Annotated in this window: 13 protein-coding genes; 7 read left to right on the forward strand and 6 right to left on the reverse strand. The window is 65.4% G+C overall.

Annotated elements, in window-relative coordinates:
* Positions 1 to 426 precede the first annotated feature (426 nt).
* Positions 427 to 588 carry a hypothetical protein gene (locus tag AB7E35_RS12260; protein WP_428167639.1) on the reverse strand — a complete coding sequence of 54 codons (162 nt, stop codon included), beginning with the start codon at positions 586 to 588 and terminating at the stop codon, positions 427 to 429.
* A gap of 36 nt (positions 589 to 624) precedes the next feature.
* Between AB7E35_RS12260 and AB7E35_RS12265 the strand changes: the two genes are divergently transcribed.
* The gene (locus AB7E35_RS12265; protein WP_428167640.1) at positions 625 to 957 is read left to right on the forward strand and encodes a YegP family protein; all 333 of its coding nucleotides are present in this window, start codon (positions 625 to 627) and stop codon (positions 955 to 957) included.
* A 73-nt stretch (positions 958 to 1,030) separates the two neighbouring features.
* On the opposite strand, the gene AB7E35_RS12270 is transcribed toward AB7E35_RS12265, so the two are convergent.
* The 3 genes from AB7E35_RS12270 to serA form a co-directional block, all read right to left on the reverse strand.
* Complete coding sequence (locus tag AB7E35_RS12270; RefSeq protein WP_428167641.1) at positions 1,031 to 1,450, reverse strand: HIT family protein; 420 nt, start codon at positions 1,448 to 1,450, stop codon at positions 1,031 to 1,033.
* A gap of 148 nt (positions 1,451 to 1,598) precedes the next feature.
* Positions 1,599 to 5,519, reverse strand: a complete 3,921-nt coding sequence (locus AB7E35_RS12275; RefSeq protein ID WP_428163917.1) for a DUF3683 domain-containing protein — start codon at positions 5,517 to 5,519, stop codon at positions 1,599 to 1,601.
* A 191-nt stretch (positions 5,520 to 5,710) separates the two neighbouring features.
* Positions 5,711 to 6,940 (reverse strand): phosphoglycerate dehydrogenase, encoded by a 1,230-nt coding sequence (gene serA / locus AB7E35_RS12280; RefSeq protein WP_428167642.1) that lies wholly within the window; start codon positions 6,938 to 6,940, stop codon positions 5,711 to 5,713.
* Positions 6,941 to 7,341: 401 nt separating this feature from the next.
* Between serA and ugpB the strand changes: the two genes are divergently transcribed.
* The 5 genes from ugpB to ugpQ all read left to right on the forward strand — a co-directional run bounded on the left by ugpB (position 7,342) and on the right by ugpQ (position 12,401).
* Positions 7,342 to 8,655, forward strand: coding sequence for a sn-glycerol-3-phosphate ABC transporter substrate-binding protein UgpB (gene ugpB / locus AB7E35_RS12285; RefSeq protein WP_428167643.1), 1,314 nt, complete (start codon positions 7,342 to 7,344; stop codon positions 8,653 to 8,655).
* A gap of 134 nt (positions 8,656 to 8,789) precedes the next feature.
* Complete coding sequence (gene ugpA / locus AB7E35_RS12290) at positions 8,790 to 9,671, forward strand: sn-glycerol-3-phosphate ABC transporter permease UgpA (RefSeq protein ID WP_428167644.1); 882 nt, start codon at positions 8,790 to 8,792, stop codon at positions 9,669 to 9,671.
* A gap of 33 nt (positions 9,672 to 9,704) precedes the next feature.
* The gene (gene ugpE, locus AB7E35_RS12295) at positions 9,705 to 10,553 is read left to right on the forward strand and encodes a sn-glycerol-3-phosphate ABC transporter permease UgpE (RefSeq protein ID WP_428167645.1); all 849 of its coding nucleotides are present in this window, start codon (positions 9,705 to 9,707) and stop codon (positions 10,551 to 10,553) included.
* 61 nt (positions 10,554 to 10,614) lie between these two features.
* Positions 10,615 to 11,619, forward strand: a complete 1,005-nt coding sequence (locus tag AB7E35_RS12300) for a sn-glycerol-3-phosphate import ATP-binding protein UgpC (protein WP_428163922.1) — start codon at positions 10,615 to 10,617, stop codon at positions 11,617 to 11,619.
* Between the two features lie 14 nt (positions 11,620 to 11,633).
* Entirely contained in the window at positions 11,634 to 12,401 is a 768-nt protein-coding gene (ugpQ, locus tag AB7E35_RS12305; RefSeq protein WP_428163923.1) for a glycerophosphodiester phosphodiesterase, read from the forward strand.
* Between the two features lie 124 nt (positions 12,402 to 12,525).
* Here ugpQ and AB7E35_RS12310 read toward each other — a convergent pair whose 3' ends face one another.
* Together AB7E35_RS12310 and AB7E35_RS12315 are read right to left on the reverse strand one after the other, a co-directional pair.
* Positions 12,526 to 13,410, reverse strand: a complete 885-nt coding sequence (locus tag AB7E35_RS12310) for an N-formylglutamate amidohydrolase (protein WP_428163941.1) — start codon at positions 13,408 to 13,410, stop codon at positions 12,526 to 12,528.
* A gap of 181 nt (positions 13,411 to 13,591) precedes the next feature.
* Entirely contained in the window at positions 13,592 to 14,578 is a 987-nt protein-coding gene (locus AB7E35_RS12315) for a tripartite tricarboxylate transporter substrate binding protein BugE (RefSeq protein ID WP_428163924.1), read from the reverse strand.
* A 116-nt stretch (positions 14,579 to 14,694) separates the two neighbouring features.
* On the opposite strand from AB7E35_RS12315, the gene AB7E35_RS12320 reads away from it, so the two are divergent.
* On the forward strand, positions 14,695 to 15,597 hold the full coding sequence (locus tag AB7E35_RS12320; protein ID WP_428167646.1) for a LysR substrate-binding domain-containing protein: 903 nt from the start codon (positions 14,695 to 14,697) through the stop codon (positions 15,595 to 15,597).

Raw genomic sequence — 15,597 nt, forward strand, 5'->3', positions numbered from 1 at the left:
CCAAAGGGCCAGCGGCAAGGGTGAAATGCCCCTTATTTGCAGCCCAAAAAACGCCGAATTCGTCATCATGTGGAATATATCGACTCAGTGGCCACCGCCACGGGTGTTTTGAACACCATCCCTAACATTTCGTCGCAGCCAACCGCCTACGACGGCGGCTGAACTCAGGCGTTAGTCCGTCCCCCCCCCCAATCCATTCATGCAGGCCAGCGGTTGTTCCAGTGTTTCGCCATTTTCAAAGGCTTGGCTTTTTGGGGTTTGGCCGTTGCGCCGGGCTTCGCCTGCAAGCTGCCCGTCGGTTTCAAGCCTTTTTGGCCACTTGCGCCCAACCCGCTGTATGGCGTGAGCGCCCGGCCCAACAAATAGCCCCCTCTGGGCGCCGGTTACCGCTACAGTGGCTGCAAGCGTTCAGCTCACCCAGGAGGTTCACATGGCCCACGACAACACCACGGCGCCTGAAGTGCGCAGCCTGAAAAAATATTGCTCTGCCAGGAGAAGGCCGTCATCAGCCGGATGCTGCTCAAGAACCCGGCGGGCAATGTGACGCTGTTTGCCTTTGAGGGCGGCGACTGATTCTTCGCGGCGCATCTTGCGCTTTTTTTGTCTCAACCGAGGAGCTTGCAAATGACTGTTTTATTTGAACTCAGCAAAAGTAGCGACGGGCAGTTTCGTTTTGTTCTCAGGGGGGACGGCGCCGAGGCGCTGCTGACCAGCGAGCTGTACAAGACCAAGGCCTCGGCGGAGAACGGCATTGCGTCGGTGCAGACCAACTGCGCCAACGAAGCGCGCTACGAGCGCAAAACCGCCGCCAATGGCAAGGCTTTCTTCAACCTGAAGGCCAGCAACGGGCAGGTGATTGGCACAAGCCCGATGTACGTCGACGAGCCAGCGCGTGAGGCCGCCATTGCCAGCCTGCGGGCGCACGGCGCAGCCACCACGGTCAAAGACAACACCTGAGCTGACGACTCCACTACCGGTCACCCGCAGCCTGCACCGCGGGCATGCCGCACCGACAGGCGCGGGCGTGCAGCTACGAGCCCAACGCCCGCCGCAACTGGGCCTCCAGCGCGGGCAGGCGCTCGCGCAGGGCGTCTTCTTGCTGCGCGGCGCGTGGGCGCTGGGCTGTGGCCCAGACGGGCGCCGGGAAGTGGCTGTCCCAGTCAAAACGTGCAATCACATGCCAGTGCAGGTGCGCCACCATGTTGCCCAGCGTGGCCAGGTTGATTTTGGTGGGCTGCAGGTGCTGGCGCAGGGCTTGCTCGACCTGCACCACCACGTCCATGCAGTGCGCGCGCTGCGATGCGGTCAGGTCAGAAAACTCGGCCACGTGGGCGTTCCAGACGACGCGGTAAAACGCCGGAAACCCCGCCTCGTCCGCGCGGATCACGCGCAGCTGCTTGCCGCGCCAGATGAGCGCGCCGCCATCTTCCGTGCACAGGGGGCAACTCATTGGCATCACTCCATCCAAGTCGCATGAGTCCGGCGCGGCGCCAAGCCAGGGACACCGAGCAAGGGCCGCCCCGCAGCGAAGGTGTCGTCCCCCTCCCGCGCAGCGACAGAGGGGCAAGGCGCGAAGCGACTCAGGGGGAGCTTCATTGCTAGACCAGCACCCGCTCGATGCCGCCGCTGTTGGCGCGCTGCACGTATTCGGGCAGCCAGTTTTCGCCCAGGATCTGCTTGGCCATTTCGACGACGATGTAGTCGGCCTCCAGCAGGCCGTTTTGCAGATCGTCCTGGTAGCGCGAGATGCCCTGCAGGCAGCTGGGGCAGCTGGTCAGGATCTTGATGTTGTCCTGCTCGCCCACGGCGCCGCTGGCGCGCAGGGCTGCCTCGCCCTTGCGGATTTCTTCGGTCTTGCGAAAGCGCACCTGCGTGGACACATCGGGCCGGGTCACGCCCAGCGTGCCGGACTCGCCGCAGCAGCGCTCGCTCTTGAGCACGTTGTCGCCCACCAGCGCCTTGACGGTCTTGACCGAGTCCTGCTGCTTCATGGGGTTGTGGCAGGGCTCGTGGTACAGGTAGGCGCTCTTGCCCTGCAGCGTGATGCCCTTTTCCAGCAGGTATTCGTGGATGTCGATGATGCGGCTGCCGGGGAAGATCTTGTCGAACTGGTAGCCCTGCAGCTGGTCGTAGCAGGTGCCGCAGCTCACGACCACCGTCTTGATGTCCAGGTAGTTCAGCGTGGTGGCCACGCGGTGGAACAGCACCCGGTTGTCGGTGATCATCTTCTCGGCCTTGTCAAACTGGCCTGATCCGCGCTGCGGGTAGCCGCAGCACAGGTAGCCCGGCGGCAGCACCGTCTGCACGCCGGCGTGCCACAGCATGGCCTGCGTGGCCAGGCCCACCTGGCTGAACAGCCGCTCGGAGCCGCAGCCGGGGAAGTAGAACACCGCCTCCGTATCGGCCGATGTGGCGGCCGGGTTGCGGATGATGGGCACGTAGTCTTTGTTTTCGATGTCCAGCAGCGCGCGCGCCGTCTTCTTGGGCAGGCCGCCCGGCAGCTTCTTGTTGACGAAGTGGATCACCTGCTCCTTGACCGGCGCCGTGCCTACCGTGGCGGGTGGGTGCGCGGTCTGCTTGCGGCCCACGCTGCGCAGCACATCTACGGCCATGCGCTGGGCCTTGAAGCCCACGTTGACCATGCCCGCGCGCAGCAGCTTGATGGTGTCGGGGTTGGTGGCGTTGAGCATGGCCATGGCCATCGCGTTGCCGGGCCGGAAGCTCTTCTTGCCCATCTTGCGCAGCAGGTTGCGCATGTTCATGGTCACGTCGCCAAAGTCGATCTTGACCGGGCACGGCGTCAGGCACTTGTGGCACACGGTGCAATGGTCGGCCACGTCTTCAAACTCTTGCCAGTGCTGGATGGACACGCCGCGGCGCGTCTGCTCTTCGTACAAAAAGGCCTCGACCAGCAGCGACGTGGCCAAAATCTTGTTGCGCGGGCTGTACAGCAGGTTGGCGCGCGGCACATGCGTGCTGCACACGGGTTTGCACTTGCCGCAGCGCAGGCAGTCCTTGACGCTGTTGGCAATGTCGCCAATGTCGCTTTGCTTCATGATGAGCGACTCGTAGCCCATCAACCCGAAGCTGGGCGTGTAGGCATTGGTCAGGTCGGCAAACATCAGCGGCGTGCGCGTACCCTTGTAAGCCGAATTGGCCTCCAGCCCTTGTTTATCAAGCGTCAGCAGCTCCTGATTTCGTAGCAGCTTGCCGCGGTTGAAGCGCCCGTGCGGATCCACCTTGCGCTTGTATTCGGCAAACGGCGCCAGCTCGGCGTCGGTCAGAAACTCCAGCTTGGTGATGCCGATGCCGTGCTCGCCCGAGATCACGCCGTCCAGGCTGCGCGCCAGCACCATGATGCGCGCCACCGCCTCGTGCGCGGTCTGCAGCATGGCGTAGTTGTCGCTGTGCACGGGGATATTGGTGTGCACGTTGCCATCGCCCGCGTGCATGTGCAGCGCCACCCACACGCGCCCGCGCAGCACGCGCTGCTGCACCTCGCCCAGGGCCTGCATCAGCGGCTCGAAGTCGCTGCCGGTAAAGATGTTGCGCAGCGGATCGCGGATCTGCGTCTTCCAGCTGGCGCGCAGGCGGTGGTCCTGCAGCTGCGGGAACAGCTCTTCCACGCGCTGCAGCCAGTCCTGCCACAGCGCCCGCGTGCCCTGCACCAGGGCCAGGGCCAGGGCCAGCTTTTCTTGCAGCAGCTCGGGCGAGGGCAGCTCGCCACCCGCCTCGGGCTTGCCCAGTGGCAGGTCGCCGCGGGTCAGAAACTCTTCCAGCGCGTCGGCCAGCTCGATCTTGTTGCGCAGGCTCAGCTCGATGTTGATGCGCTCGATGCCGTCGGTGTACTCGGCCATGCGCGGCAGCGGGATCACCACGTCTTCGTTGATCTTGAAGGCGTTGGTGTGGCGGCTGATGGCCGCGGTCTTCTTGCGGTCGGCCCAGAACTTCTTGCGCGCCTCGGCGCTCACGGCCGTAAAGCCCTCGCCGCTGCGGCTGTTGGCGATGCGCACCACCTCGGCGGCGGCGCGGGCCACGGCGTCGGGGTCGTCGCCCACGATGTCGCCCACCAGCAGCATCTTGGGCAGGCCACCGCGCTTGGACTTGGTGGTGTAGCCCACGGCCTTCAGGTAGCGGTCGTCCAGGTGCTCCAGGCCGGCCAGCAGCACGCCGCTGCGCTTTTGCTCGGCGAACATGAAGTCTTTGATCTCGACGATGCTGGGCACGGCGTCCTTGGCGTTGCCAAAGAACTCCAGGCACACGGTGCGCGTGTGCTCGGGCATGCGGTGCACGATCCAGCGCGCGCTGGTGATCAGGCCGTCGGTGCCTTCTTTTTGCACGCCCGGCAGGCCGGCCAGAAACTTGTCCGTCACGTCCTTGCCCAGGCCCTCCTTGCGGAAGGTCTTGCCGGGGATGTCCAGGCGCTCGGTGCGCGTCAAAGTCTTGCCGTCGGCCTGGAAGTACTGCAGCTCAAAGCTGGCCACCTCGGCATCGTGAATCTTGCCCAGGTTGTGGCCCACGCGGGTCACCTCCAGCCACTCGCCGTCGGGCGTCACCATGCGCCAGCTGGCCAGGTTGTCCAGCGCCGTGCCCCACAGCACGGCCTTTTTGCCGCCCGCGTTCATGGCGATGTTGCCGCCCACGCAGCTGGCTTCTGCGCTTGTCGGGTCCACGGCAAACACAAAGCCCGCGGCCTCCGCCGCATCGGCCACGCGCTGGGTGACCACGCCGGCCTCGGTCCAGATGGTGCCCACTTCGTGATCCAGGCCCGGCAGGCGGCGCATTTCTACCGCCGTCATGGCCTCCAGCTTCTCGGTGTTGATGACCGCGCTGCGCCAGGTGAGCGGGATGGCGCCGCCCGTGTAGCCGGTGCCGCCTCCGCGCGGGATGATGGTCAGTTCCAGCTCAAAGCAGGCCTTGACCAGCGCGGCCATTTCGGCCTCGGTGTCGGGCGTGAGCACCACGAAGGGGTATTCCACGCGCCAGTCGGTCGCATCGGTCACGTGCGACACGCGCGACAGGCCGTCAAACTTGATGTTGTCCCTGGCGGTGTGACGGCCCAGGCGGCGCGCCACTTTCTTGCGCAGCTCGCCGGTCTCGACCAGGGTGGCGTCAAATTCCGCGATGGCACGGCGCGCCGCATCCACCAGCACGCCCACGCGTCGGTCGCGATCGGCGTTCTCCTGGGGCAGGCGGCGCTTTTCGATCTCGGCCATGCGGTGATTGAGCGCATCCACCAGCATCTTGCGGCGCGCCGGGGTATTCAACAGGTCGTCTTGCAGGTAGGGGTTACGCTGCACGACCCAGATGTCGCCCAGCACCTCGTACAGCATGCGGGCCGACCGGCCGGTGCGGCGCTCGCGACGCAGCTGGTCCAGCACGTCCCAGGCGTCGGCGCCCAGCAGGCGCAGCACGATTTCCCGGTCGGAAAACGAGGTGTAGTTGTACGGAATCTCGCGCAAGCGGACGGGCTCGGCGCCTTGGGTCTGCAGGGCGGCCAGCGCAATCGGAACATTCATGGGATCAACCTGGGTCGGGCGGTGCGCGCCCTCGTGCCTTGGGGCGCAAATTTTATGCCACGCCCCTGCAGTGCGCCGCCCTGGGGGGAGTGCCACCACACCGCGTCCGGGTGTCGGCGCATCGTTTCAATCAAAAACAACCTCCAGCCCTTGCAAAACAAGCGCAAGAAGCTATCAATACAGTAGCATTTTTAGAACAGCACACGGCAGCGGATGGTGCCCGGCACCTGGGCCAGCTTGTCCAGCGCCAGATCGGACGAGCGCGCATCCAGGTCAATCACCACGTAGCCCACCTTGTCGTTGGTCTGCAGATACTGGCCCGAGATGTTGATGTGGTTGTCCGACAGGATGCGGTTGATCTGCGACAGCACGCCCGGCACGTTGTGGTGCACATGCAGCAGCCGGTGCTTGCCCGGGTGGGCGGGCAGCGCCACTGCAGGGAAGTTGACCGACGAGGTGGTGGTGCCGTTGTCGCTGTACTTGACCAGCTTTTGCGCCACCTCCACGCCGATGTTGGCCTGCGCCTCCACGGTCGAGCCGCCGATGTGCGGGGTGAGGATGGCGTTGTCCAGCCCGCGCAGGGGGGACACAAACTCGTCCTTGTTGCTCCTGGGCTCCACGGGAAACACGTCCACGGCCGCGCCCAGCAGCTTGCGGTCTTTCAGGGCCTGGGCCAGGGGCTCTATCTGCACCACCGTGCCGCGCGCGGCGTTGATCAAAATGGCGCCCGGCTTCATGGCTGCGATCTCGGCGGCGCCGATCATCCACTGGGTGGATGGCAGCTCGGGCACATGCAGGCTGACGATGTCGCTGGTTTTGAGCAGCTCGTCCAGCGAACCCGCCTGGCGCGCGTTGCCCAAAGGCAGCTTGTTGACCACGTCGTGAAAGACCACCTGCATGCCCAGCGCCTCGGCCAGCACCGACAGCTGCGTGCCAATGGAGCCGTAGCCCACGATGCCCAGCGTCTTGCCCCGGATTTCGTAGGCGTTGTCGGCGCTTTTGAGCCAGCCGCCGCGGTGCGCCGCGGCATTCTTCTCGGGCACGCCGCGCAGCAGCAAGATGGCCTCGGCCAAGACCAGCTCGGCCACCGAACGTGTGTTGGAATACGGCGCGTTGAACACCGCCACGCCCCGCTCCAGCGCCGCATCCAGGTCGATCTGGTTGGTGCCGATGCAAAACGCCCCCACCGCCACCAGCTTGTGCGCGTGGGCCAGCACATCGGCCGTCAGCTGCGTGCGCGAGCGGATGCCCAGAAAATGCACGTCGGCAATCTTGCGGCGCAGTTCGTCGCCTTCCAGCGCGCCCGGCAGGCATTCGATCTGGGTGTAACCGGCGGACTGCAGCACCTGCAGAGCGCTGGGGTGTATGCCTTCCAGCAACAGGAACTTGATCTTGCTTTTGTCCAGGGAAGTCTTGGTCATGGCGCAGATGATTGAGTTGGAGGATGCGCGTGCCGGCGCACGCAGGGGCGCATGGCCCGTCACCAGGCCCGGCGGGGCAATACGCGCAGGCGATGCTGCCCGTCCGGGCCGCAGCCCATCATTGTGCAATGCACAAAGCCCTGCCGGCCGCGCTGCAATTGCAGGTGTCGCCGCAGCGGTCAACGCAGGCACGCCGGCACCGCATGCATGCCCAACCCCACGGCGGATCCACGGCAGATCCATGAATTCGTCATGAATACGTCACCATTTATTCACCAAAATGTCACCGGGTTTGCCCGATTGATACGCCGTATCAATGTGCGACAAAGACATATTCGCGTCATGGAACACGGCCACAGTCGCCCGATTCCCTGGTTACCGTCTATCAACGAGGAGTATTCATGCAGATCAAACACTTGGCGCTGGCCGCCGCAATGACCGCCACCACCCTCTCAGCACAAGCCCAGACGGAGATCCAGTGGTGGCATTCCATGACGGCCGTCAACAACGAGTGGGTGAACGACCTGGCCAAGCAATTCAACGAAAGCCAGAAGGAATACAAGGTCGTCCCCACGTTCAAGGGCGCCTATGACGAGAGCATGACTGCCGCGATCGCTGCCTTCCGCTCGGGCAACGCTCCGCACATCCTGCAGGTGTTTGAAGTGGGCACGGCCACCATGATGGCCAGCAAGGGCGCCACGGTGCCCGTGGGCAAGGTGATGAAAGACGCAGGCGCCGACTTCAACCCCGGCAGCTACATCCCCGCCGTGGCCGCCTACTACACCGCCCCCAATGGCGAGATGCTGAGCTTTCCGTTCAACAGCTCCACCACCATCTTCTATTACAACAAAGACGCCTTCAAGAAGGCCGGCCTGAACGCCGACAAGGCGCCCGCCACCTGGCCCGAAGTGTTCGAGGCCGCCAAGAAGCTCAAGGCCAGCGGCCACAGCTGCCCCATGACGCTGGCGTGGATGGGCTGGACGCAGCTCGAATCCTTCTCCGCCTGGCACAACGTCGAATTTGCCACCGAGAAAAACGGCCTGGGCCCCAACGGCTACAAGGCTCGCATGAAGGTCAACGCTCCGCTGCACGTGCGCCACATCGACAACCTGGCGCAGGCCGCCAAGGCGGGCGAGTTCATCTACAAGGGCCGCGGCTCTGCCGCGCAGGCATCGTTCACCTCGGGTGAGTGCGCCATGATCCAGACGTCCTCGGGCTTCTACGGCGACGTGGCCAAGAACGCCAAGTTTGCCTACGGCCTGGCTCCCCTGCCCTACTACCCCGACGTGAAGGGCGCACCGCAAAACACCGTGATCGGCGGCGCCTCGCTGTGGGTCATGGCCGGCAAGAAGCCCGCTGAGTACAAGGGCGTGGCCAAATTCTTCGAGTTCCTGTCCGACACCAAGGTACAGGCCGCCAGCCACCAGCGCACCGGCTACCTGCCCATCACCATGGGCGCATACGAGCTGACCGACAAGTCGGGCTTTTACGCCAAGCACCCCGGCACAGACACGGCCGTAAACCAGATGGTGCGCAAGGTGACCGACAATTCCCGCGGCATCCGCCTGGGCAACTACGTGCAGATCCGCACCATCGAGGATGAAGAGATGGAGCAGGTCTGGGCCGGCAAGAAGTCCGCCAAGGAAGCCCTGGACTCCATCGTGACCCGTGGCAACGAGCTGCTGGCCCGCTTCGAGCGCTCGTACAAGAAGTAAGCTGCGGCATCCTGTGACAGGCAAGGCGTTCCCATGAGCGCCTCTGCGTTGGTTAGCGGCCCCTGCCCGGGGGCCGCTTTTCTTGTTTCCGACGGCGCAGACCTGCACCGGCGGTTTTTTGGTTTGTAAACGTCATGGAAAAACGCGTACTTTTCCGCTCGGCGTGGCTGCCCTGGGTGCTGATTGCGCCGCAGTTGCTCATCATCGGCGTGTTCTTCTTTGTGCCTGCGGGCCAGGCCATCTTGCAGTCCTTCCAGATGGAAGACGCCTTCGGCATGAGCACCGAGTGGGTGGGGCTGGACAACTTCCGGCAGATTTTCAACGACCCGTCCTACCTCAATTCCTTTCAGAGCACCGCGCTGTTCTCGGTACTGGTGGCGGGCATCGGCATCGTGGTGTCGCTGGTGCTGGCCATCTTTGCAGACCGCATCGTGCGCTTTGCGCTGGTCTATAAAACCCTGCTGATCGTGCCCTACGCGGTGGCGCCGGTGATTGCCGGGGTGCTGTGGGTGTTCTTGTTCTCGCCCTCGCTCGGCGTGGTGAGCCACTATCTGGGCGAACTGGGCTACACCTGGAACCACGTCATGAATGAAAGCCAGGCGATGGTGCTGATCGTCATCGCCTCGGTGTGGAAGCAGATCTCGTACAACTTTCTGTTCTTCCTGGCGGGTCTTCAGTCCATCCCCAAGGCGCTGATCGAGGCCGCCTCCATCGACGGCGCGGGCGCCTGGCGGCGCTTTTGGAACATCCAGCTGCCGCTGTTGTCGCCGACCACCTTCTTTTTGCTGGTGATCAACATCGTCTATGCCTTTTTCGACACCTTCGGCATCATCGACGCCGCCACGCAGGGCGGGCCCGGCCAGTCCACCTCCATCCTGGTTTACAAGGTCTATCAGGACGGCTTCAAGGCGCTGGACCTGGGCGGCTCGGCGGCGCAGTCCGTGATCCTGATGCTCATCGTCATCGCGCTCACCGTGGTGCAGTTCCGTTATGTCGAAAAGAAAGTTCAATATTGATGCGCACGCCTGCCCCCTGCCTGGAGTCACGCAATGATTGACCGCAACCCCTGGCTCGACTTTGTTTCGCACGCCGTGCTGATCCTCGGCGTGGCCATCGTCGCGTTTCCGCTGTACCTGGCGCTGATCGCCTCCACCCACACGGCCGCCGACATCGTGCAGTCGCCCATGCCGCTGCTGCCGGGGGTGCATATGTGGAGCAACTACCAGGCCGCGCTGTTCGGCTCGGGCAAGCTGGGCTCCAACACCAACGTGGTGCACATGATGTGGGTGAGCTTTGTGGTGGCCATGGTCATCACGGTGGGCAAGATCGCCATCTCGCTGCTGTCGGCGTTTGCCATCGTGTACTTCCGCTTCCCGTTCAAGATGCTGTGCTTCTGGGCCATCTTCGTGACGCTGATGCTGCCGGTGGAAGTACGCATCCTGCCCACCTACAAGGTGGTGGCCGATCTGGGCCTGCTCAACAGCTACGCCGGCCTGACGCTGCCGCTGATCGCCTCCGCCACGGCCACCTTTTTGTTCCGGCAGTTCTTTTTGACGGTGCCCGACGAACTGGTGGAGGCCGCGCGCATGGACGGCGCGGGCCCGATGCGCTTTTTCATCGACGTGCTGGTGCCGCTGTCGCGCACCTCGATCGCCGCGCTGTTCGTGATCCAGTTCATCTACGGCTGGAACCAGTACCTGTGGCCGCTGCTCATGACCACGTCCGAAGACATGTACCCGGTGGTGATCGGCATCAAGCGCATGCTGGCCGGCGGCGAGGCCGCAGTGGACTGGAACATCGTCATGGCCACCGCCATCATCGCCATGCTGCCGCCCACGGCCGTGGTGATCCTGATGCAGAAGTGGTTCGTCAAGGGCCTGGTTGACACCGAGAAGTAAGCATAAAAACTACCTGTAGCGCTTATTTATCAAGCGCTAGCAGCTATAAATTAAATAGCATATGGCATCTCTCACCCTTACCAACGTCGTCAAGCACTACGGCAGCGGCAAGCACGCCGTGCCCGTGATTCACGGCGTCAATGCCGACATCCGGGACGGCGAATTCATCGTCATCGTCGGACCGTCGGGCTGCGGCAAATCCACGCTCTTGCGCATGGTGGCCGGACTGGAAGAAATCACCTCTGGCGAGATCGCCATCGGCCCGCGCGTGGTCAACGACCTGGAGCCCGCCAGGCGCGACATCGCCATGGTGTTCCAGAACTACGCGCTGTACCCGCACATGAGCGTGTTCGGCAACATGGCCTACGGCCTGAAGATCGCCAAGGTGCCCAAGGACGAGATCAAGGCGCGCGTGGACAAGGCCGCCAAAATCCTGGAGCTGGGCCACCTGCTCGATCGCAAGCCGCGCCAGCTGTCGGGCGGCCAGAGGCAGCGCGTGGCCATGGGCCGCGCCATCGTTCGCCAGCCCCAGGTGTTTTTGTTTGACGAGCCGCTGTCCAATCTGGACGCCAAGCTGCGCGCGCAAACCCGCATCGAGATCCAGAAGCTGCACCGCGAGCTGGGTATCACCAGCCTTTTCGTCACGCACGACCAGGTCGAGGCCATGACGCTGGCGCAGCGCATGATCGTCATGAACGCCGGCAACATGGAGCAGTTCGGCACGCCCGAGGAGGTCTATCACCGCCCCGCCAGCACCTTTGTGGCCAGCTTCATGGGCTCGCCGCCCATGAACCTGCTGCAGCACGCGCCCGGCGCGCGCCCCGGCACGCTGCTGGGTATCCGCCCCGAGCACCTGGACGTGGGCAGCGTCGGCTGGCAGGTGGTGGTGGACACCGTCGAGCTGCTGGGCGCCGAGCGCCTGATCTATGCCCGCCTGGGTGATGAGCCGCTGATCGTGCGCGTGGAGGAAGGCGGCGCCGCGCCCCACCCTGGCGACACCCTGCGCGTGGCCCCGCGCGCCGACCGCCTGCACTGGTTTGACGCCACCACCGGCAAGCGCCTGTAGTTTTTGAACCGACCATGACCACGCCCTGGCCCTATCCCCGCTGGATTGCCCACCGCGGCGCCGGCAAGCTCGCGCCCGAGAACACGATGGCCGCCTTCCGCCTGGGCGCGCAGCACGGCTACCGCATGTTCGAGTGCGACGCCAAGCTGAGCGCCGACGGCGTGCCCTTTTTGCTGCACGACGCCACGCTGGAGCGCACCACCAACGCCCGCGCGCACCTGGGCTGCGGCGCCAGCACCGTGGCGGGCGAACAGCCCTGGGGCACGCTGGCCCGGCTCGACGCCGGCAGCTGGCACTCGCGCCAGTACGCAGGTGAACCCGTGCCCACGCTGGAGCACCTGGCGCGCTGGTGCATCGCCAACGGCTATTTGCTCAACATCGAGATCAAGCCCACGCCCGGCACCGAGGCGCAGACCGGCAGCGCCGTAGCCGCACTGGCCGCCCGCCTGTGGCACGGCCAGGGCGTGCCGCCGCTGCTGACATCCTTCAAGCCACAGGCGCTGGCAGGTGCGCGCGATGCGGCACCCCACCTGCCCCGCGGCCTGCTGCTGGACCCGCTGCCAGAAGGCTGGCTGGACACCGCCCGCCAGCTGGGCTGCGTCGCCGTCGTTTGCAACCACGCGCTCTGGACGCACGCCACCGTCACCGAAGCCCACCTGGCCGGCCTGCGCGCCCTGAGCTACACCGTCAACGACGACTGGGCCGCGCAGCGGCTGATCGACCTGGGTATCGACGGCATCATCACCGACCGGGTGGATCTGTTCAGCCCCGCGGCGCAGTGACACAACCCGCCGCGGAGCGCAACGCGCGCGGGCCATGCAGCAACAGCGCCGTTCAAGGCGCGTTTTGCTTCTTTTTTAATAGCTGCCAGCGCTTGCCAGACAAGCGCCAGAGGCAAATTTGGCTTCAAGCCGGCAATTGCGCCCGCACGTAGCCGGCCACCACGCCCAGCAACGCATCCAGGTGCTGCTGCAGCGGGGCAAAGCCCGCGTTGGGCGCGCGCGTGTCCTCGTCCATGTACACCGGGCGGCGGATTTCGATCTGCAGGCTATGCCGGCCCAGGCGGGGCTGGCCGATGCGGCCGATGAGCTCCACGCCCTTGTAGGGCTCGTTCAGCGCCACGCTGTAGCCAAAGCCGCGCAGCTGCTCGGCGATCAGGTGCACGAACTCGGGCGCGCAGGTGGTGCCGTCGCGGTCGCCCAGCACAAAGTCGGCCAGCGGCGGCGCATCCTGGCGGCCCAGTCGGCGGTACACGTCATTGGGCATGGAATGCAGGTTCAGGTGCCACACGCAGCCAAAGCGCTGCACGCTGGCATCGATGGCCTGCTGCAAAGCCGCGTGGTAGGGGCGCCAGTAGCCCGCGATGCGCTGCTGCACCTCGGCCACGGTGCGCGGGCGCGCATACAGCGGCGTGGCCACGCCGTCCTTCACGATCTGCTGCCAGATCAGCCCCAGGCCCTGGCGCGTCTTGGGGCCGGGCGCCAGGGGCTGGGGCCAGTCCCCGTCGATCTGCGCGGGGTCCAGGTCGGTGTCGGCGCGGTTCACGTCGATGTAGGTGCGCGGGAAGGTCGCGGCGATCAGCGTGGCGCCGTGCGCGGGCGCTGTGTGCCACAGGCGGTGCACATGCGTGTCCTCGCCGCGGCGCAGCAAGGCCAGAGGCACGGCATGGCCGAAGTCCGCCGGGTAGGCCGTGCCGCTGTGGGGCGAGTCGCACACCAGCGGCAGCGGCTGCCCCGTGGGTTGCCAGACCTCGACCGGGGTGTCCGGGCGAGGGCTCAGGTCGTCATGCAGCTCTGTCAAAGGCGCACCCTCAGAAGGTGTGAATGAATCCGGCGTGGCCGAGCGGGGTGCACAAACGTGCCCCATCAAGGCGCAGAGCGCAGTCATAGCGGGGGCTATGGCGAGCATTTGCAACGCGGAGGGGGTGCGTTTTTGCGCAACGAGCGGACATGGCGGATTCGTTCATACCTTCTCAGTCCAGCTTGATGTTGGCGCGCTTGGCCACGGCCGTGTAGCGGTCGATGGCGGCCTGGATCTGCTTGGCAAACTGCTCGGGCGTGTTGGCCATGGATTCGCCGGAGATGCCCTTTTGCTTTTCCACATAGTCGGGCATGGCCATGGCCTTGTGCGCCGCGGCGTTGAGCTTGGCGATGATCTCCTTGGGCGTGCCCGCCGGCGCCACCAGGCCGAACCAGCCGCCGTCGCCCATGGCGGGGTAGCCCAGCTCGGTGTAGGTGGGCACGTCGGGCAGCACGGGGCTGCGCTTGAGCGCCAGCACGGCCAGCGGGCGCAGCTTGCCCGACTGGATGTTGGCCAGCGTGGAGGGCAGGTTGTCGGTCATCGCATTGACCTGGCCCGCCAGCGCGTCGGTGACGGCCTGGCCCGCGCCCTTGTAGGGGATGTGCAGCAGGTCGATGCCTGCCAGGTTCATGAAGTTCTCGATGTTGGCATGGCCCAGCGAGCCCGTGCCCGGCGAAGCGAAGGTGTACTTGCCCGGGTTGGCCTTGGCCAGCGCGACAAACTCCTTCATGGTCTTGGCAGGCACGCTGGGGTGCACCACGAAGACGCTGGGCACGCTCATCACGTTGGTGATGGGGGCGAAGTCTTTCACCGCGTCATAGGGCAGCTTGGCGTAGATGGCCGGGTTGGCGCCGTGGGTGCTGACCGTGGCCATGCCGATGGTGTAGCCGTCCGGCGCTGATTTGGCGATGGCGTCGGCCCCCAGCGAGCCGCCAGCGCCGCCCTTGTTGTCCACAACAACCGCCTTGCCCAGGATAGGACCCATTTTGTCGGCCAGCAGACGGGCCACCATGTCGGTGGAGCCGCCAGGGGCAAAGGGCACGATCAGCTTGATCGGGCGGTTGGGGTAATCGCTTGCCTGGGCGTGAGCCAGTGGCGCGAAAGCCGCAGTGGCGGCGCAGGCGACCAGGGTGGACAGCAGGGTGCGGCGCAGTGTCATGGTGTTCTCCTCGTTGTTGAATGATGGGGGCAGTACCCATTCTTGAGCGCACCGGCGCCCGCGAAAAGCGACAAAATGGCGCCCACTCATTACCAACGCTCATCCATTGCCCACCCATGCGCATCCATTCGCCGTCACTGCCTGAACTGCATGCCTTTGCCACCGCTGCGCGGCTGGGCAGCTTCTCGCAGGCGGCCGAGGATTTGAGCGTGACGCAGGGCGCCATCAGCCGCGCCATTGCCCGGCTGGAGGAGCACCTGGGCATCGCGCTGTTTGCGCGGGAGGGCCGGCGCAGCGTGCTCACGCGCGCCGGGGCCGATTATCTGGACGCCGTGGGCCCGTCGATAGCCACGATCGAATCCGCCACCCTGGCCGTGCGCACACGGCGCAGCCCGCGCCAGCTGCGCCTGTCGGTGGCGCCCACGCTGTTCAGCCACTGGCTGATTCCGCGTCTGCCCGACTTTCATGCGCGCCACCCGGGCATCGCACTGTCTTTTGCGCCCTACCGGCGCGACGACCCTCTGAGCGCGCCCGAGATCGACGCCTGGATCCGCGTGGGCCGCGCCGACTGGCCCGCGGGCATCGCGGCCGACTACCTGGTGGGGCGCGAACTGGTGCCGATCTGCCGCCCGGCTGACCTGCAGGGGCCGCAGGCCATCCGTGCGCCCGCCGACCTGCTGGCGCGGCCGCTGCTGTTTCACACCCACTATCCGGACAACTGGGCCCACTGGTTCGCTGGCGTGGGCTGTGCCCACGGGCCTTTGGCGCCAGCGGCAGACTTTGAACTGGTGTCGCTGCTGGTGCAGGCAGTGATTGCCGGCCTGGGCGTGGCCGTGGTGCAGCGCGCCCTGGTCGGGCCCGAACTGGCAGCCGGTCGCATTGCCATCGCCATCGACCAGCCTGTGCTGCTGGACCGCGGCTACCACCTGTGCACGCCCACGGGGCGTGCGCCCAACCTGGCGCTGCAGGAGCTGCACTTTTGGCTGCTGGAGCAGGCCGGCGAACAGACGGGGAGTTGA

The organism is Diaphorobacter sp., from assembly GCF_050251835.1.
Taxonomy (GTDB): Bacteria; Pseudomonadota; Gammaproteobacteria; order Burkholderiales; family Burkholderiaceae_C; genus JBFXIE01.